Consider the following 18,763-nt stretch of genomic DNA (forward strand, 5'->3'; position numbering starts at 1 on the left):
CTTTGGCTGGCCCCTGCGGCGGCGGGCCGCACGGACAGGACGTTCGTTGCGTCGTGGGATGGCGCCCTGTCCGATCTGGATGTTCCGAATTCCTGCGCGTCCTCCTGCATGGCATGGGTCAGTTATTGTTGTTGTTATTGCGGTCTCTGACTGGAAGCCGAACCACCTGGCTCGGCGTGGAGGCTTCTGGCGCGTCCGTCTTCAGATCGATGCTTTCGAGTTCCTCCGCCGCGATCTGCTCCTCGTCCGGCTCCCATTCGAGGTTGATGTCCTGCCCCCTCCCCGACGCCTCGTCCGACATCAGCTTGCGGATCGACTCCTGCAGATGGCCGATATGCTCGTAGGCCTTGTCCGTCTTGGAGCGCTGGTTCACCAGCAGGCGCTGGACCAGCACGACCTTGCCGCGCAGCGCCATTTCCGCGTTTTCGGCATTGGTCTTCCTGGCGCGCAGATCCTGGATTTCCGCCTCATACTGCTCGATGAGCCGGCGGAGTTCCTTCTCCTTCTCGCGGTTGCCGCGCTGGGCTTCCTCCAGCTCGTGCCGGCTGCGGGCAAGCAACGCCTCGGCCTGTGCGCGGGCGGACCGCTCGATCGAAAAGTCCTCCAGCGCGCGCTCCAATTCCAGTTCGCGCGTCGCGAGATTGCCCTTCACGATGCCGTGGTCGTTGATGACCTTGGCGATGGCGCGCTTTGCCTGGAAATATTCCGCTTCCAGCTTGGCGACCCGGGAGCGCATCGTGTCCCGGTCCTGCTCAGCCTCGCTGCGCTTGCGCCTTTCATAAGTGAGCTCGGCGTCCCGTTCCTGGATATCGGACAGCGCCTTTTCGAGATCGGCCTTGAGAGTCTTGACGGCATTCTTCTCGTTTGCCTCGCGCTCCGTCGCGACATCGAGCTGCTCGCGCAGTTTCACGCTGAGGGAACGGTAATGCTCGAGCTCGCCCTGGATCTTGCCAACCTGCTCTTTCAGCCGCGCCTGCTCGGCTTCCAGAACCCGGTTGCGCTTGTCGTCGACGGAATGATCGTTCTTGAGCTTCGACACCATCGGGTGCAGCGTCGCAACCTGCGTGGCGAGCTGCGATACATCCCGGCCGACCTTGGCGAGGCTGCGCTCATACTCCTCCTGCAGCGTCAGCGCGACCTGCTGCACCGAATCGAGCAGCACCGCCAGATCGTTCTCCTCCTCAATCGCCGCGACGGCCGCCTTCTTGCCGCCCCAGCCGCCGATAATGCGCATGACCCGATTGCCGCTCGCCGTTTCCATTCAACGCCCCTATCGATCGATCTTCGCCAATTGCCGCAACGCGCTTAATGAAAGTCTCTGCCCTGCCGCCGGAGCGGGTTTCCGTCCGAAAACCTGCCCTGCCCTTGGACGCGCCCTGAGGTCGAACAGCCTTTCGGGATAGGGCGTTATCTCCAGGAATTGCGGAAGCGCCGTTCTCTGCGCCCGTTCGTCCCGGCTCCCGTCTGGCGCCACGCCGCGCCGGGCCAGCCCTATCAGGAACCGAAGAATTCGCCTTGCAGACACTCTCTCGCTACGCATTCCGGGTCCCCCTGCCGGCCGATTTCTGTGACCGCCGGAACGATGCGCGGGTATCGTTCCGGCGGTCAGCCTCCCCGTGCAATCTGGCGGGACGCACGGAGAATTCTGGAACATGATCCCGAAAAGACGCCGGCTTTCCGGGATCATAGCGCTTAGAACTTCCAGTCCAGCTTGCCCTTGAGGCCGTGATCCTGGACGCCGTCGCCGAGCTGCCCGGCATAGGAGACACCGACCGTCAGCTTCTCATTGACGGCGGCATCGACGCCGAGCTCGAGCACGGCCAGGTTCTTCGAGATCGGCACACCGCCGACGGTGAAAACGCTGCTGCCGGCAAAGGCATGGGACGCATTCGTATCGGTGTCGCCGAAGGCATGCCGCCAGCCGGCCATGCCGCGTGCGATGACGCCGGGCTGGATTTCCGTGGATGCCCTCACGCCGAGGGTTGAGAAGCCCGTGCCCATATCGTCACTTTCGCCCGTCAGAGCAGAGACACCACCCGTTTCGGCATAGCCATCCGTCTTGGTGCTGACATAGGCGAGCGCCGCGAAGGGCTCGAAGTTTGCCGCGCCTTGGCGGAACGTGTAGCCGATATCGCCATAGGCCTGGATCGTGTGCCCGTCATAGTCGGACGAGATCGACTCCGCGAAACCGGGGAAGACGACCGAGCGGTCGAATTCGAGCTTGTGCCAAGTGTAATTGGCGCCGAGCCGTACGCCCACCGCATCCCACTGGCCGCCGCCATAGACGCCGATGTCGAAATTGCGGCTCGACCCGGTCGACTGGCGGCCTGCCGCATCATAGGAAGCGTCGCTATAGCCGCCGACGAGACCGACGCGGAAGTTCTGGGCAACCGGCGTATCGATGCCGACAAAGGCACCGCCGATATTGCGGTCGAGGTCGCCGGCATTGCCGTCACCCTCGAGCGTCCCCCAGGAGCCGAAACCGTTGGCCCACAGAACCGTGCCTTCCGCATCGCCCGGCGTCGTCGCCGCGCTGCCATCCTTGCTGACCACGGCCTGGCTCGGCGCCTCCGCATCGAGCCCGAAAGCGCCACGGATACGGCTGGTGACGGCATCGCGGACGAACTTGCTGCTCTCCACCAGATCGGCCTTGGCCGAAGCGTGGATTTCGCCTGAGATCACGTCGAAAGCATGCTGCGCCTCGCCATCGGTCTGGAGATAGGCGATGGCCCGGAACAGCTCGTTGGTCGGGTAGTTCGTCTTCGGATCGCGCTCGGCCTTCAGTTCCTGCGCGGCGGTCGCCGCGGCGATCTGGTTGCGGGTCTTGCCCGCCTCCTGGAACAGGCGATGCTGGGCAACGTCGAGATAGACATTGTTGGCGTCGTAGTGATCCTCGACCTGGTAGAAAGTCGAAACCCAGGTGTCGCCCGTCAGGTTGTAATCGCCGGTAACGCCCCCGGCAGCCGAAAGCACGGTATAGCGATGCTCCAGCTCATACCGGCCCTTGTCCAGCTTCGAGACATTGAGCACGGAGCCCTCGGCGATGTCAGCCTTGCCGGTCACCTGCAACAGGTCGTTCTGACCGGTGGAGCGCAGATCGGCCAGATATTTCGAGCCCGCCTCCTGCGTCAGGTCGCCGTCGACGGTGAGCTTGGCGATCCGCTCCCCGAGGATGTTGCCCGGAGCGATGGCGCCGTCCTTGCGCACGGTGGTGGCGCCGACGCGTCCGACGCCTTCCAGCACGCCGCCCTGCACATCCATCGTGCCCTTGAGGACGCCATTGACCGAGAGGATGCCCTTTTCCACCCGCGCCTCGCCGGTGAAACCGGAATTGTCTTGCGTGATATTGGTGAGGCCGGAGCCGATCTGGGCGAGTTTGCCCGCTCCGGTGATCTTCCGGTCGAACAGCACCGCATCGGAGCGGTTGAAGGCGAGCGTGCCGTTTTCCTCGATCTCGACGCCCGAGGTGTTTGCGATCGAGCCGGACGTGCCGCCGTCGCCAAGTTGGAGCGTGCCGTTGGTGACGGTGGTCTTGCCGGTATAGGTGTTAGCTCCGGTGAGGACCGTCGTGCCCGTGCCCACCTGCTCGACCGCGCCCGTTCCGCTGATGACGCTGTCATAGACATAGCGGTCGGAACGGTTGAACTGCGTAAGACCCTCGCTGTAGATATCGTTGACGACGTCGCCGGTCGTGCCGCCATCACCGATGCCCAGAGTGCCATCGGCACCGACCGCGACCTTGCCCGCCAGCACATTGTTGGCCACGGCAACGCCGCCCAGCACCGTCAAAGTACCGGTGAAGCCGGAGGAGTCGCCGTCGAGCACGGTATAGCCGGCATAATGCGTGACCGTGCCATCGCCCGCGAAACCGGCCTTGAAGCGCGAGTCGTCGGCTGCGGTGCCGGTGTGCTTGAAGTTGACGAAGCCGGCGCCCTGGCCGAACTGGATAGTCTTGGCGTCGAGATTACCGAAGCCGGCGGCGGCAGAAAGATCGCCCGGCTGGACGCCATAAAGGGTGCTGTCGATGCCGTAATTGCCGCCCGTCGGGGAATAGGCGCCGATGTTCAGGATACCTGTCGAACCCGCCTCATTGGCAAGCGTGAGCGTGCCGTTGCCATCGCCGACGCGCACCGTACCGCCATTGTTGATCACAACGATACCGGTGGAGCCATCTTCATAGCCGACATCGAACCGGCCTGCGCCGGTCATCGTCCCGCCATCGCGAACCACCACGAGGCCCAGCCCGGTTTCCTCGCCTCCGACCCTGGTATCGCCACGGATCTCGGTGATCGCGCCGGCGCCTTCCGTCACGGCGATACCTTCCCCGTCCACGCCGACGATCAGGTCCCGCCGGTTGACCATCGTGCCCGCATTCCGCAGCACACCCTGGCTCGGCTCATCCGCCCCCACCGTAACGCGGCCCTGTGCGTCGACCGAGCTGCCCGCTTCGATATTGAGAGCCCCACGACCATCCGCGCCCACGGTAAGCGTCCGGCCGACATTCAGATGCGAGTTTTCGGTGACGTTGAGCTCGCCCCGGCCGAAACTCCCGGAGTCAGCCCGAGCCCCGGTAAAGCCGATCGTGACGGACCGCGCATCCGCCGTGCTGCCCCCAACAATATCGACCGTGTCATGCTGCGTCGGGCGGGGGCTCGTTCCCGATTGATAGGTGGAAAGACCGATATTCACGTCGGTATTCGCCGTCGGCGCCGCGCCACCCGACCAGTTGGCGGCATTACCCCAGTGATTGTCACCGGTCGCGGCGCAGGTACCGCCCGTGCAGCTGTAGTAATACGAGCTTCCCCCGGTCCATCCGGCCTGTTGCGCCTGCGCGGGCGCAGCCGTCGCCGCGATCAGCGCGACGACGGAAGTGGTCATTTTAAGCGTTGCAGTCGATTTCATTCATTCCTCGCTTGCGAAAAAACATCGTAGTCCGAGCGGCCAGAAGCCCGAGCGGAAAAGCATCCAAAGTTCAGATTGGAGAATAGGCAGGACAAACCCGGTTCATCGGGCGCTTAATCGAAGCAAACGAAGACGTTCATTCCAAAATACCTCCACAATCTAAGTCAATCCAAAGCAACCATTGCGGCCGCCTGGCGCGGTTTCTGTCTCTCAGATCGGGAGAAAGGGGAGGCTTTTGTCTATAAGTGCAGCAACGGGTAACAGTACGCAGAAATGCTTGTAATCGCTAGCAGCTTCTGTGGGGTGACACAGGCTAAATCGGGGCAAATTCGGGACGGACAAAACCGTCCCCTTGAGTCAAGCCAAAATCACGGGAGGCCGCCTCGCGGCATGCAACGAGAAGGAGAACGCAGACAATGCACTGAAAAGATTGAAGGAAAATTGAGCATGAAGTTTGGTTACGCACGCGTATCGACGGATGATCAAAGTCTTGATCTGCAAAGGGAGGCGTTACATGCTGCTGGATGCGACCATATTTTCGAAGACCACGGGGTTTCAGGCGTGGATTTTTCCCGGCCCGGCCTCACGCAAGTTCTGGAGTCCCTTTCGCCGGGCGATACGCTTATCGTCTGGAAACTAGACCGGCTGGGGCGGTCTCTGCTCGATCTGGTGGAAACCATAGATGCGCTGGCGGCGCGGAAGATAGAATTCTACTCATTGACGGAGAGCATCGACACGCGCTCGCCCGGCGGCCGGCTCATCTTTCACATCATGGCGGCGCTGGCGGAATTCGAGCGGTCTCTGATCGGGGAGAGGACCAGGGCGGGGATGAGGGCCGCCAGGGCAAAGGGACATCACATCGGCCGGCCTCCGGCCTTAAGCGAATCACAGCGGCTGGAGGCAGTCGCCGCCATCCGGTCCATGGGGGAGACCATCAATTCGGTTGCTGAAAAATACGCGGTTCATCCGCGCACGATCCGGCGGCTGCTTCGGGAGGTTCCGAAGCCGTCACTTCAACTGCCTGGATTGAATATTTGATCCACACAATAAAGTGAAAGCCAGGGCGGCCATGAAACTGTGCGTCGAAATCATCGCCGGCAGATCATGGCCCCTTCAATCACAAATTACCGTCCAGCAAGGCCCGTGGAGCGGGCGGCGCGGATAGGTTCTCACGCTCTGGCGGATTATTGCGGCGTTCCGTCTGAGGTTTCAACGCGGTTGCCTTGCCCGTCGAAGAGATGGAGATGCTGGGCGGGGAAACTCACCTGCACCGCGCCCTTGGCATGGAGCGCTTCGCGGTCGAGCGTGAATATCTTGAACGGCAGGCCGTGCAGGGAGAGATGCAGGATGATGCCGAAGCCGGTCGGCTCGACGAGATCCACTTGAGCCGGCAGTCCGCCTTGCTTCTCGATCGTCACATGTTCCGGACGAATGCCCAGCGTCGCCTTCGCGCCGTCGCCAAGCGGCATTGGCTGCGGCAGCGGGATTGGCGTTCCATCGGCAAGTTTCAAGCGCGGGCCGCCATCCGCTTCAAGATAGGTGACGTCGAGAAAATTCATCGCGGGCGAGCCGATGAACCCGGCCACGAACAGATTCGCCGGACGATCATAGAGATCCAGCGGCGAACCCACCTGCTGCACGACGCCGCCATGCATGGCGACGATGCGGTCCGCGAGCGTCATCGCCTCGATCTGATCGTGGGTGACGTAGATCGAGGTGGCTTTCAGCTCGCCATGCAGCTTCTTGATCTCGGCGCGCATCTGCTCGCGCAGGCGGGCATCGAGGTTGGACAGCGGCTCGTCGAACAGGAAGGCCTTGGGCTGGCGCACGATGGCGCGGCCCATGGCGACGCGCTGGCGCTGTCCGCCGGAGAGCGCCTTGGGGCGGCGTTCCAAGAGCGGATCGAGGCCGAGCTTGTTTGCAGTCGATTTGATCGCTTCCGCGATTTTCTCCTTCGGCGTTTTGCGCAGGCGAAGGCTGTAGCTCATATTGCCGGCAACGCTCATATGCGGATAGAGCGCATAGGACTGGAACACCATGGCGATGTCGCGGTCCTTCGGCGCGAGATCGTTGACCCGCTTGCCGCCGATCTGCACCTCGCCGGAGGAAATCTCCTCCAGCCCCGCGATCATGCGCAGCAGCGTGGACTTGCCGCAGCCTGACGGGCCGACCAGAACGATGAACTCGCCGTCACGGATCGAAAGATCGACGCCGTGCAGCACGGCAAGGTCGCCATAGCTCTTGCGGACGGACTGGATATCGATCGAAGCCATGGAAAATCCTTTCAGCCTTTGACCGCGCCGGCGGTGAGGCCCTGCACGAGATAGCGTTGGATGAGGAAGAAGAAGACGCAGGCGGGAATGAGCGCCAGCACGCCCGCCGCCATCATCTGCCCGAAATCGACGGAGAATTTCGACACGAAGGTGAGAAGGCCCACGGGGAACGTCGCCGCATCGTTGCCGGAGATCAGCATCAGCGCGAAGAGGAGTTCACTCCAGGCGGCGGTGAAGACGAAGCCGAGCGTCGCCGCGATGCCGGGGAGCGTCAGCGGCAGGATGATCTGGTGGAATGCGGTGAATTGCGTCGCGCCGTCGATCTTGGCCGCTTCCTCAAGGTCCTTCGGAATGCCGTCGAAGAAGGACTGCATCAGGAAGGTCGCGAACGGCATGTTGAAGGCCGAATAGACGATGACGAGCCCGACGAGACTGTTGGTGAGGCCGAGCGGCGCCATGATCTTGTAGATCGGGGCGATCAGCATCACGAGCGGGAACATTTGCGTCAGCAGCATCAGCGCGACGATCCAGTATTTGCCCCGGAAGTTGAACCGCGACAGGGCATAGCCGGAGAGCGAGGCGAAGAGCGTTACCACCACCGCCGTCGCACCCGAGACGATCAGGCTGTTGCGGAAAAACAGCGGAAAGGAGCTGTGCGTCAAAACATGGCTGAAATGCTCGAAGGTGATGCGCGAGGGCCAGAGCCGGACGCCTTCGCTGTAAAGAAGGTCGTTCGGCGTGACCGAGACTTTCAGGAGCCAGAACAGCGGAAACAGCGCGAACAGGATATAGAGCAGGATCGCGCCGCGATGGGCTCCAAGAAGCAGGAGTTTGCGAGCGGTCATGGCATCAATCCTTATTCAGCAATGTCTGGCGCAACAGCACGATCAGCATCGAATAGGCGAGCAGCAGTATGAGCAGCACGAGCGCGATGGCCGAGGCATAGCCGAAATCGAGCCGCTTGAAGGCTTGGGTAAAGATGTAGCTTGCGACGATCTGTGTACGGTCGGCAGGCCCGCCGCCAGTCATGACGACGATGAGGTCGGCGCTGTTGGCAATCCAGACGGTGCGCAGGAGAATGGTGATCGCCATGGTGGGGGCGAGATAGGGCAGCGTGATCGAAAGAAAGCGCTGCACCGGCCCGGCGCCGTCAATGGCGGCGGCCTCGTAGAGATCGCGCGGGATGGCCTGAAGCGCGGCGAGCATGGTGATGGCGAAGAACGGGATGCCCCACCAGACGCCGGCGGTGATGATGCCCCACATGGCGAGGTTTGGATCGGACAGGATATTGTTGGGCGCGTCGAGGATACCGAGCGTATGAAGCCAGTGCGGCAAGGGGCCGATGACAGGATTGAACAGCCAGGCCCAGTTGAGGCCGGAGAGGAATGTCGGCACCGCCCAAGGCAGGAAAACCAGCGCCTGCGCCAGCCCGCGACCGCGAAATGGCTTGTCGAGAAGCAGCGCGAGGATCAGCCCGAAGATGAATTGCAGCAAGACCGAGCCGCCGGTCCACCAGAGCGTGTTCTTGAGCGCGACAAAGAAGGCGCGGTCCTTGGCGAGGGTCTGGAAGTGCTCAAGGCCAACGAAGCCGCCCGAGAACGGGTTGAGCAGCTGAATATCGCGAAAGGCGTAGGAGATACCGAGAACCAGCGGCACCAGCATGATGGCGGCGATGAGGATGAGCGCGGGCGCGCTGTAGAGCCATGGCTCGGAGGCGTGGGCGAGCCTTTGCAGGGGGCTGCGGTGGGGGTGGTTATGGATAGGGGTGGGCATTCGTCGCCTCCCGTTGATGCTTTTACGTCTGATACATTGGCGGGACAGCGCCCTTCGCTCTGCCGGGCCGGTTCGCGCCCTCCTTCCCCCTTGCGGAGAAGGTGTCTGCGGAGCAGACGGATGGGGGTGGCGACGTGCCTCAGCGGGCGAAGACACCGCGCTGCCTTAACCACCCCCACCCGACCCTATCGGGCCACCCTCCCCGCAAGGGGGAGGGAGGGGCGCGAACCTACTTCTTCGCCAAAAACTTCTGCTGGGCCTTGGTCAAATACTCCGCCCACTGGTCCGCCAGCTCATCCGGCGTGATTTCGCCGAGCAGCGCCTTCTGCGACGTGGTGATTACCAGCGAATCCTTGAAATAGGCGAACTCTTCCAGATAGGTCGGCATGACGGTCGGGACGACATCCTTGTCCGCCAGTTCCTCGAACCAGCCCTTGAACTGCGGCGTCTTGTAGAATGGATCGTTCTCAGCCGATTTCAGCACTGGCAGGGTGCCGACGCGCTTGTTCCACTCGATATTGCCTTCGGGACCTTCCAAAGTCGCGATCAGCTTCCAGGCAAGGTCCTTATTCTTCGACGCAGCCATCATAGACCAGCCGGCGAAACCGATGGTGGGGAAGGTCTTGCCGTCAGGCCCCTTCGGCATGACGGCAACGCCGAAATCCTCGGGCTTCATGCGCTCGGCAATGGCGATCAGCGCATCCGGGTCCTGATTGAGAAAGGCGCAGGTGCCGCTATAGAAGCCGGCTACGGTTTCGTTGAAGCCCCAGTTGACGCTGTCCTTCGGTGCGAGCCCGTTCTTGTAAAGATCGACGACCCAGGCGATGCCCTTCTTCCAGCCATCGCTGTTCATAGTCGAGGTGCCGTCCTCGTTGAAGAATTTGTTCGAGCCGGCCATCGACGCGCCAAAGATCACCCAGCTGTTGAGCCCGCCCGCCCCGCCGCGCAGGCAATAGCCGAATTTGCCGGGCAGGGCCGCGATCTTCTTCGAGGCCTCGACGAATTCGTCCATGGTCTTCGGCGGCTCGGAGACGCCCGCCTCGGAGAGAAGTTTCTTATTGTAGAACATGGCGTTGAGATAGAAGCCGTAGGGAAGCGTATAGGCGGTGTTGTTAACGCTGCGGCCCAGTTCCAGCGCACGGTCGGTGAGGTCTGGCGTCACCGGCCACTCCTTCAGATATGGCTCGAGGCTCTCCAGCATGCCATTGTTGGCATAGAGGGAAATCCAGGTATCCGGCATTTCCATCACGTCGGGGATTTCGCCCGCCGAAACCATGGTCGCGAATTTCTGGAAGGATTCGCCCCAGGGCAGCGAGATGATTTCCACCTTGGTGCCGGGATTGGCCGCTTCGAACTTGCCGACGATGGATTTCAGCGTCTCGGTGCGCTCCGGACTGGTGATGACCTCCACGAGCTTCAGCGTGGTATCGGCCAGGGCCGTGCCGCTCATCAGCATGGCGGCGAATGCGGTTGCGATCAGTTTTTTCATGTTTTCGTTCCCCTTAGTTGATAGTCGTCGTCTACTTCATGCAGTCGATACGGCGATTGCCGCCTCCAGATCCTTCCAGAGCGCTTCGGTGCCTTCCAACCCGACATGGAGGCGCACGGAGCGCGGGTCGATGCCGAATGTATGGGCGGAGTTGGGCTGGGCACGCTGCTGCAGCACCACTTCGCCCGGCACGATCAGGCTTTCATGCCCGCCCCAGCTCACGCCGAGCTTGAAGAGGTCAAGATGATTGCAGAGGGCGCGGATATTCACGCCCTCGCGGAAAATGACCGAGAACAGCCCCGATGTCCCCGTCAGCCCCGCCGGCAGGCGGTTGGCAAGGGCCGGATGGCAGACGGTTTCCACCTGTTCCAACGCCTGCAGCCGTTTGGCGATCTCCAGCGCCGAAGCCTCATGCGCCTTCATGCGCGCGGGCAGCGTCCGCATGCCGCGCACCAGCAGCCAGGCATCGAAGGGCGAGAGCTTGCCGCCGAGATAGGGATAGGTTTCGCCGCGTATCCGATCGATGAGCGCCTTCGCGCCGGTCACCACACCGGCCACCACATCGCTGTGGCCGCCCAGATATTTCGAGGCCGAATGCACCACCAGATCGACGCCGAGAGACAAAGGCCGCTGGAAGACCGGGCTCGCCCAGCTGTTGTCGATGATGCTCATGACGCCGTGACGCTTTGCAATCGCCGCCAGCGCGCCGACATCATGCGCCTCCATCGTCCAGCTTGTCGGGCTTTCCATATAGAAGAGCTTGGCGCCCGGCAGTGCCCGCGCCACCGCCTCCTCGTCGCGGCCATCGACATATTCGACCTCGATGCGCATCCGCTTGCAAATCGTGCCGAACAGGCGGAAGGCGTCGGGATAGACATGACGTACCGCGACAATTCGATCGCCCGGCTCGACAAAGGCCAGCACGCTTGCCGAAATCGCCGCCATGCCGCTTGCAAAGCCCAGCGCGTCCTCGCCGCCTTCCAGCTTCGCCAGCATGTCCTCGAAGGCACGCACGGTCGGGTTCAGGCCGCGCGTATAGATCGGCCGCACCTTCTCGCCCCTGTAAGAGGCGACCATGTCGTCATAGCTCGGGAAGGTGAAAAGCGAGGTCTGCACGATCGGCGGCACCACCGCGTCGAAAGCATTCGCCTCGTCATGGGCCACGGTCAGCGCGGCGAAATCGAGCGGGTCCATCCCGTCAATCATTTGGACATTTCCTTGATGTCTTCCTCGACGATATCGAGGATTTTAAGCGTCTCGCGCCGTGCGGCTTCGGTGTCCTGGGCCACGATGGCGTTGAAGAGCGTGCGGTGGAACGGAAAGGTGCGCCGCGCAAAATCGGCCCGGTCGAAAGGCTCGCTCCAGAAGCGGAAGAAGGCGTCGCGCATCTGCTCCAGCAACTGCCGGAACAGCGGGTTATGGGTGGCATCGTAGACGGCGAGGTGGAACGCCAAATCTTCCGGCCCGGACGTGCCCTTGGCCAGATGCACGCGCTCCATCTCGACAAGCTTCTCCTCGATGACCACGAGGTCTTCGGCGGTGCGCCTGCGGGCAGCGACCATGCTGGCTTCCACTTCGATGCCGCGCCGCACTTCCAGCGTTTGCAGGAGGGCATCGCGCAATTGCGCCGGGTCGAAGGAAAGCGGCATATGGATGGTTGCGGCCGATACGGGCTTCAGCAGATAGGTGCCGCTGCCCTTGCGCGTTTCGATGACGCCCAGTGCCTGAAAATGCCGGATCGCTTCGCGAATGGTGGAGCGCCCGACACCCAGCGCGGTCATAAGCTCGCGCTCGGCAGGAAGGCGGTTCCCGGCCTGTAGCCGCGCAGATTGGATATAGCTGGCGAGCGCTTCCGTGACCTGTCCGGTTCGGTCAACCGGCGGCAGCGGCGCCATCGCAAGCTTGCCCTCTCCCATTCGGGGACCCCTGTCCTCGCACCCTCACGGGCAAATGCACCTGCCAGACCCGTTCCCGAATTGTCTTTAAAATTGGTCTGACATCATAGTGCTAAGACCGAAGCGTGCGCGTGTCAAGCAAGAGAAAGCTCGCTCTCCCTGTCAAACACATGCATCTGGTTCATATTGACCGACAGCGGCACGGTTGCGCCTGCCTTCGGTGCCGTTTCGGGGTCGATGCTAGCGCAGATCGCCGACTTGCCGACGTTGAAATAAACCATGGTCGTTGCGCCCAGCGGCTCCACCAGATCGGCTGCAGCATCGAACGGCTCCCAGCCCTGTCGATCCTGCCGGGCGGAAATTGCCTCCGGCCGGATGCCGAAGACGATTTCCTTGCCCACATGGGAGCGATAGGCCGCAGCTTTTGCTGGCGGCACCGCGAGGCGTGTGCCATCTTCCAGCACCACGAACAGTGCGCCACCCTCCGCCTCCAGCCGCGCCGGGAGGAAATTCATCGACGGCGAGCCGATGAAACCGGCGACGAACTTGCTCCTTGGATGCAGATAGAGCTCCTGCGGCTCGCCCATCTGCTCGATCAGCCCCTTGTTCATCACCACCACCCGGTCGGCCATGGTCATGGCTTCCACCTGATCGTGCGTAACATAGACGGTCGTCGTCGGCAGCATCTGATGCAGCCGTTTGATCTCGGTGCGCATCTTCACCCGCAGCTTGGCGTCGAGGTTCGACAGCGGCTCATCGAACAGGAACACTTTCGGATTGCGGACGATGGCGCGGCCCATGGCGACGCGCTGGCGCTGGCCGCCAGAAAGCTGGCCCGGCCGCCGGTCGAGCAATTCGGTGATATGCAGCGTTTCCGCCGCCGAGGTGACGCGCTTTTCGATTTCCGGCTTCTCCAGCTTCTGCTGCTCCAGGCAGAAGGCGATGTTCTCGCGCACCGTCATATGCGGATAGAGCGCATAGTTCTGGAACACCATGGCGATGTCGCGCTTGCCCGGCCCGAGCCGGTTCACCACCTGATCGCCGATGACGATCTCGCCGCCCGAGATGTGCTCAAGGCCGGCGATCATCCTGAGCGTCGTCGATTTACCGCAGCCGGATGGGCCGACGAAGACGACGAATTCCTTGTCCCTGATGTCGAGGCTGATGCCGCGCACGGCTTCATACAGACCATAGGACTTAGTGACATTTTTGAGCTGCAGCGTTGCCATCGCTATTCCTCCGTCAGCCAGACCTGCATCGCGCCCGCCTCGCGATTGGCCCAAAGGTGGTAGGGGATGGCCTTGATCGGCCTCGGTTTCAGCGCGGGCGGCTCCTTGCGGTAGAGCGTGCCTTCCCAGCCGCTGGCATCGGCTTCGAGCGCCTCGCCCTCCAGCACCACGGCGCCGCCTAGCAGAGTTTCGTCGAAGCGCGGTTTGAGCACCGTGTCGCGGGGAATACGCAAGCGTTGCGGCTCGGTGCCGATATCGGTTTCCTCGACACAATAGACCATCGGCCCGCGCTTGAAGGCGACCCGGTGCGCGTCTTCGCCAACCGCCGGGTGCGCATAAAGCCGCTCCACCGGCATAACGAAGGAAAGGCGGATTTCATCGTAGTCCCGCCATTCGCGCGTGATCGCGGCATATCCCTTCTCGACCGGGGCGGTGATCTCCTCGCCATTGACGACAATCCGCGCCGCCTCGCACCAGCCGGGAATGCGCAGGCGGAAGGTGAGCGTAGCGGGGGCGGCGAGGCCCACGGCAAGCCGCACATCGCCATCCCAAGGATAGGCCGTCTCCTGCCTAAGCCGCAGGAAATGACTGCCCGCTTCCAGCTCCGCGACATTGCCGCCATAGAGATGAACCGCGATTTCATCACCCTTCACGGAATAGAAATATTGCCCGAGCGAGGTGATGAAACGGGCGATATTGGTCGGGCAGCAGGGGCAGTAGTGCCATTTCCAGCGCCTGTTCTGCCCATGGCTCTCCAGCACGTTTTCGTAGAAGTAATGCTCGCCGTCGCGCGCAATGCCTGACAGCGCCCCGTTATAGAGTACCGTCTCCAGCGCATCAGTGAACTTGCCGTCGAGGTCGATCTGCGCCATGCGATGGCCCCAGAAACCCAGCGCCACGGCAGCGCAGGTTTCGGCATAGGCCGTCTGGTTCGGCAGGTCGTATTCGCGGGTGAAGCCCTCGTTCGACGCCGAGGGCCCAAGCCCGCCGGTGACATAAAGCTGCCGCCCGGTCAGATTGTCGAACAGCCGGTCGCAGGCGGCTTTTAAGGAAGGATCGTCATTTTCATAGGCGAGATCGGCCATGGCCGAGAAGAGATACATGGCGCGGACCGCGTGGCCCACCACCTGCGTCTGCTCGCGCACCGGCATGTGCGCCTGGCTATAGGCATAGGTCTGGTAGACATAATCGGCGGGGTCCTCACCGCGCCGCCGCGCCTCCTCATCGTAATACGAGGGCATCTGCCCGCGCTCGTCGATGAAATAGGTGGCGAGCTTCAGGTGCCTGATATCGCCGGTCACGCGGTAGAGCTTGACCAGCGCCAGCTCGATTTCCTCATGCGCATCATAGCCGCGCAATTTGCCCGGCTCGGTGCCGAAAGTGTCGATGATGTGGTCGACGGCGCGGATCATCACGTCGAGGAAACGGCGCTTGCCGGTCGCCTCGAAGTAAGCGACCGCGCCCTCCAGCAGATGGCCCATCGAATACATCTCGTGGAGATCGCGCAAATTCGTCCAGCGCTTCTCCGGCTCGCGGCGGATGAACCAACTGTTGAGATAGCCATCCGCCATCTGCCCCTGTTCCAGCTTCTCGACGATGGCGTCGATCTTCGCTTCGATATCGGGGTTGGGATGGTTCTTCAGCGTATAGCTCGCCGCCTCGATCCATTTGCCGAAATCGGAATCGAAGAAATGCTGCATCGACAGCCCGCTCGGCTGGATCGGCCGCACCAGCGGACCGGCGGGCTTACCGAAGTCGAGCACCTCCAGAAAGCCCTCTTCCTCCAGCCGCCGATGCTGGGTGGGGATGGTGACCTCGCGCACCGTCTCGACCCAGCTTTTCCAGAAGCCGGAATCAAAAGACACGCGGGTATGATCGACCGGCACGAAGCGCTCGAAAGGACGCGGCTGGCCGGCGGGGGCCTTTTTCAAGGACGAATGCATGGGAACTCCGTTATTTCACCGCGCCGGCGGTAAGGCCGCGCACGTAGTAGCGTTGAAGCGTGAGGAAGAGCAGGATGCAGGGCACCATGGTGACCGTGATACCGGCCTGAAGCGCGCCCCAATCGATGATGCCGTAGATGCCGGAGGAGACATTGACGAGCATGATCGGCAGCGTGAACTTGTTCTGGTCCGAGAGGAAGATCAGCGCCGCGAGGAACTCGTTCCAGGAATTCAGGAAAGCGAACATGGCGACGGTCGCCACGCCCGGCAGCGCCAGCGGCATCATGATGCGGCGGATCAGCGTCCACTGCGACGCGCCGTCGATGCGCGCGGCCTCGATCAGTGCGCCGGGAATGGCGTCGAAGGCATTGCGCATCATGAAGATGGAGAATGGCAACTGGAAGGTGGTGTAGACCAGCACCAGCCCGAAGAGATTGTTCTGAAGCCCGAGGAATTTCAGGATCAGGAACAGCGGCGTCAGGATCGACTGGAACGGGATCATCATCGTCGCCATGACGATGACGAAGATCAGCGACTGGCCGGGAAAGCGGAATTTCGAGAAGCCGTAGCCGGCAGGCACGGAAATGAGCACGGTGAGCGCGATGGTGCCGAGGGCGATCAGCACGGAATTGGTGGCATAGACATACCAGCCCGCGCCCACATCCTCCAGCCGCCGGTAATTTTCCAGCGAAAAGGCCTTGGAGAACAGCGCCACGGGATTGGACAGCGCCTCCGCCGCAGGCTTGAAGGAATTGGCAACCGACCAGACGATCGGCATCAGAAAGAAGATGGCGAAGAGCAGCGAGACGGCAATGAAGGCGGTATAACCCAGCCGCTCGCGCGGGGAAAAACTGTTCATCGGCCTTCCTCCGGGCGTTCACGCATGAAGCTCAGTTGGATCGAGCTGATGGCGACCAGCACGACGAGCAGGGCGAAGGAAAGCGCCGAGCCATAGCCGAGCCGATAAGATGAGAACGACGCCAGATAGATCGAGAACACCGCCGAGATAGTACTGTTCTCCGGTCCGCCCTGTGTGATGATGAAGAACTGGTCGAAGGCGAGCATGGACGACGTGATGTTGAGCACCAGCGCCAGCAGCAGCGAATTGCGCATCAGCGGCAGCGTCACGCGGCGGAACCGGCTGAACACGCTCGCCCCGTCGATCTTCGCCGCCTCGATCACGTCCTGCGGGATGCTTTGCAGGCCAGTGAGCAGGATGACCATGGTGAAGCCGGCGGTCTTCCACACCACCATCAGGATGATGACGGCCAGCGCCGGCCAGAAGCTTTCGAGCGGACGCGGCGCGGCGTCGACCAGCCCGAGCCCCAGGAGCAAACGTGAGAAAACGCCGCTATCCGGGTTGAGCAGCCACATCCAGAGGGTGGAAGCAGCGCCGAAGCCGATCACGACAGGCATGAAATAGATGGTGCGGAAGAAACCGGCGCTTTTGAGCGGCCGATCCACGAGCAGCGCCAGCGGAAATGCCACGGCAAGGATCGCCGCCGTTACCAGAACGGTATAGAGCAGCGTGAAGCCCAGCGAATGCCAGAGCTGCGCATCGCCCACGAGTTCGGCATAGTTTTCAAGGCCGATGAACTTTTTTCGGCCCAAAAGCGGCCAGTGGTAAAAGCTCATCCAAAGGGTCATCCCCAGCGGGATGACGAACAGCCCTGATATGAACACCATGCTCGGCGCGATGAAGGCAAGGCCAAGCCAGCCATGGGGCTCGTCCGTTTTGGGTGATGAGGCCAAGTATCGCTCCTTCGGTTGCGGGCTCCGCGGCCTCCTTCCCCCTTGCGGGGAAGGTGCCCGCGTCAGCGGGCGGATGGGGGTGGTGACGAAGGTGCTTTTGCTGGAGGCAGTGGCGAAACGTCACCACCCCCACCCGACCCTTCGGGCCACCCTCCCCGCAAGGGGGAGGGAGGGTGCCAATTCACGGATTCGTCCTGTCCAATATCTTCGTGAACTCGTCCTGCGCCTTGGCTATCGCGCCATCGACGTCATCCCCGAACACCGCTCCCTGGATCAAATTCAGAAACGGACCGGTGCGGCTGACGAACAGTTCGTCGGAGGAAAAAGTGTAGGGCGTACGCGCCTTGCCCAGCACGTCGTAGGCGACGAGGTTGCGCTTATCGAACTGGGCATAGGCCTGATCCGCAAGGTCCGTGCGCGGCGGCATGCCGGCTTCCTTGGTGATGAACACCTGCTGCTCGGGCTGCATGTAGAAATTCACGAAATCGAGCAGGATCTTCTTCTTTTCCTCGCTGATGCCCTTGATGAGCGCGAGCGAGTCGCCGCCAGCGAAGCTGGATTCCCCGCCCTTCGGCCCTGGGATCGGCGCGACGTTGAACTTCACGTCCGGATATTTGGTGGTGAGCAGATTGACGATGTAGGAGCCGGTCATCAGCACGCCGACCTTACCCGACGCGAACGCCTCGACGGCGTTGTTGCCATTGCCGGAGCGCGAGGTGGGATGGATCGCGCCGGCCTTCCACATGTCGCGATAGGCAGCGATGGTTTCGCGCATCGCAGGTGTATCGACCGTTGCCTTGCGGCCGTCCTCGGTCAGCACATCCGCGCCCGCCGCCCAGATATGCGGCAGGAAATCGTAGATGAGCCAGCTTCCGGAATTGGCGACGAAATAGAAGCCATAGGTATCCGGCCCCAGCGCGCGGATTTTCTTCGCATCCTCGGCAATCTCATCGAGCGAGGCCGGAGCCTTGTTCGGATCGAGCCCCGCCTTCTCGAAGAGATCCGTGTTGTAGGCGATGATCGAAGCGTCGGGGAGCGCCGGAACGGCGTAGATCTTATCCTCATAGGTGGCGAGCCGCATATGGGACGGGCTCAGAGCGCCCGCGTAAGGCAGCCCCTTGACGAAGTCGGTGATATCCTCAAGCGCGTCATTGGCTGCGAAAGTCGGCAGGTAGATCAGGTCAAGCACCGCTCCGTCAGGGGGCGAGCCGCCGGCAATCGCCGCGCCCAGCTTCGGCACCATCTGCTCGGCGGTGATCTGGGTAACGGTGATCTTGTCCTCGTGCTTGGCGTTATATAAATCCGCCAGCCCCTGCAACACCGCGCCTGACGAGGTGCGCACCCACAGCGTCGCCTCCTCCGCATTGGCCATGGAAACGGACGCGGCAAGCATGAGCGCCGCCAGGCCGTAGCGATTGAATGATTTTCTCATCGCATTCCCCTTTTCTGTTATCGCCCACCCTCTCTCCCGGCGGGGTCGATGAAAACGCTATTTCAGATTTTTTCG

Annotated in this window: 14 protein-coding genes; 1 reads left to right on the forward strand and 13 read right to left on the reverse strand. The window is 62.1% G+C overall.

Translation table 11 applies throughout. The annotated features are described in order from the left end of the window. Positions 1–118 precede the first annotated feature (118 nt). Positions 119–1,261 (reverse strand): hypothetical protein, encoded by a 1,143-nt coding sequence (locus tag ACOWVG_RS16810; protein ID WP_420963481.1) that lies wholly within the window; start codon positions 1,259–1,261, stop codon positions 119–121. Positions 1,262–1,692: 431 nt separating this feature from the next. Then, positions 1,693–4,902, reverse strand: a complete 3,210-nt coding sequence (locus ACOWVG_RS16815; RefSeq protein ID WP_420963482.1) for an autotransporter outer membrane beta-barrel domain-containing protein — start codon at positions 4,900–4,902, stop codon at positions 1,693–1,695. Positions 4,903–5,349: 447 nt separating this feature from the next. Here ACOWVG_RS16815 and ACOWVG_RS16820 point away from each other — a divergent pair, with 447 nt between their 5' ends. Continuing rightward, positions 5,350–5,940, forward strand: coding sequence for a recombinase family protein (locus ACOWVG_RS16820; protein WP_420963483.1), 591 nt, complete (start codon positions 5,350–5,352; stop codon positions 5,938–5,940). A gap of 146 nt (positions 5,941–6,086) precedes the next feature. Here the strand turns inward: ACOWVG_RS16820 and ACOWVG_RS16825 are convergent, their stop codons facing one another. The 11 genes from ACOWVG_RS16825 to ACOWVG_RS16875 form a co-directional block, all read right to left on the reverse strand. Then, positions 6,087–7,175 (reverse strand): ABC transporter ATP-binding protein, encoded by a 1,089-nt coding sequence (locus tag ACOWVG_RS16825; RefSeq protein ID WP_420963484.1) that lies wholly within the window; start codon positions 7,173–7,175, stop codon positions 6,087–6,089. Between the two features lie 11 nt (positions 7,176–7,186). Beyond that, entirely contained in the window at positions 7,187–8,020 is an 834-nt protein-coding gene (locus ACOWVG_RS16830; RefSeq protein WP_420963485.1) for a carbohydrate ABC transporter permease, read from the reverse strand. A gap of 4 nt (positions 8,021–8,024) precedes the next feature. Beyond that, on the reverse strand, positions 8,025–8,948 hold the full coding sequence (locus ACOWVG_RS16835) for a carbohydrate ABC transporter permease (protein ID WP_420963486.1): 924 nt from the start codon (positions 8,946–8,948) through the stop codon (positions 8,025–8,027). Between the two features lie 229 nt (positions 8,949–9,177). Then, positions 9,178–10,437, reverse strand: coding sequence for an ABC transporter substrate-binding protein (locus tag ACOWVG_RS16840; RefSeq protein WP_420963487.1), 1,260 nt, complete (start codon positions 10,435–10,437; stop codon positions 9,178–9,180). Between the two features lie 36 nt (positions 10,438–10,473). Continuing rightward, positions 10,474–11,643 carry a PLP-dependent transferase gene (locus tag ACOWVG_RS16845; protein ID WP_420963488.1) on the reverse strand — a complete coding sequence of 390 codons (1,170 nt, stop codon included), beginning with the start codon at positions 11,641–11,643 and terminating at the stop codon, positions 10,474–10,476. Beyond that, positions 11,640–12,353: a FadR/GntR family transcriptional regulator gene (locus tag ACOWVG_RS16850; protein WP_420963489.1), complete on the reverse strand. Its 714-nt coding sequence runs from the start codon at positions 12,351–12,353 to the stop codon at positions 11,640–11,642. The genes ACOWVG_RS16845 and ACOWVG_RS16850 overlap by 4 nt, the downstream gene beginning before the upstream one ends. A 113-nt stretch (positions 12,354–12,466) precedes the next feature. After that, positions 12,467–13,561, reverse strand: coding sequence for an ABC transporter ATP-binding protein (locus ACOWVG_RS16855; RefSeq protein ID WP_420963490.1), 1,095 nt, complete (start codon positions 13,559–13,561; stop codon positions 12,467–12,469). Between the two features lie 2 nt (positions 13,562–13,563). Next, positions 13,564–15,504 (reverse strand): glycoside hydrolase family 127 protein, encoded by a 1,941-nt coding sequence (locus ACOWVG_RS16860; RefSeq protein WP_420963491.1) that lies wholly within the window; start codon positions 15,502–15,504, stop codon positions 13,564–13,566. A gap of 10 nt (positions 15,505–15,514) precedes the next feature. Then, entirely contained in the window at positions 15,515–16,363 is an 849-nt protein-coding gene (locus ACOWVG_RS16865) for a carbohydrate ABC transporter permease (protein ID WP_420963492.1), read from the reverse strand. Next, complete coding sequence (locus ACOWVG_RS16870; RefSeq protein ID WP_420963493.1) at positions 16,360–17,256, reverse strand: carbohydrate ABC transporter permease; 897 nt, start codon at positions 17,254–17,256, stop codon at positions 16,360–16,362. Before ACOWVG_RS16870 ends, ACOWVG_RS16865 begins: the two co-directional genes overlap by 4 nt. 181 nt (positions 17,257–17,437) lie before the next feature. Continuing rightward, complete coding sequence (locus ACOWVG_RS16875; protein ID WP_420963494.1) at positions 17,438–18,688, reverse strand: ABC transporter substrate-binding protein; 1,251 nt, start codon at positions 18,686–18,688, stop codon at positions 17,438–17,440. Between the last annotated feature and the right edge of the window lie 75 nt (positions 18,689–18,763).

The sequence above is a fragment of the Brucella sp. IR073 genome (genome assembly GCF_049065735.1).
Taxonomy (GTDB): domain Bacteria; phylum Pseudomonadota; class Alphaproteobacteria; order Rhizobiales; family Rhizobiaceae; genus Paramesorhizobium.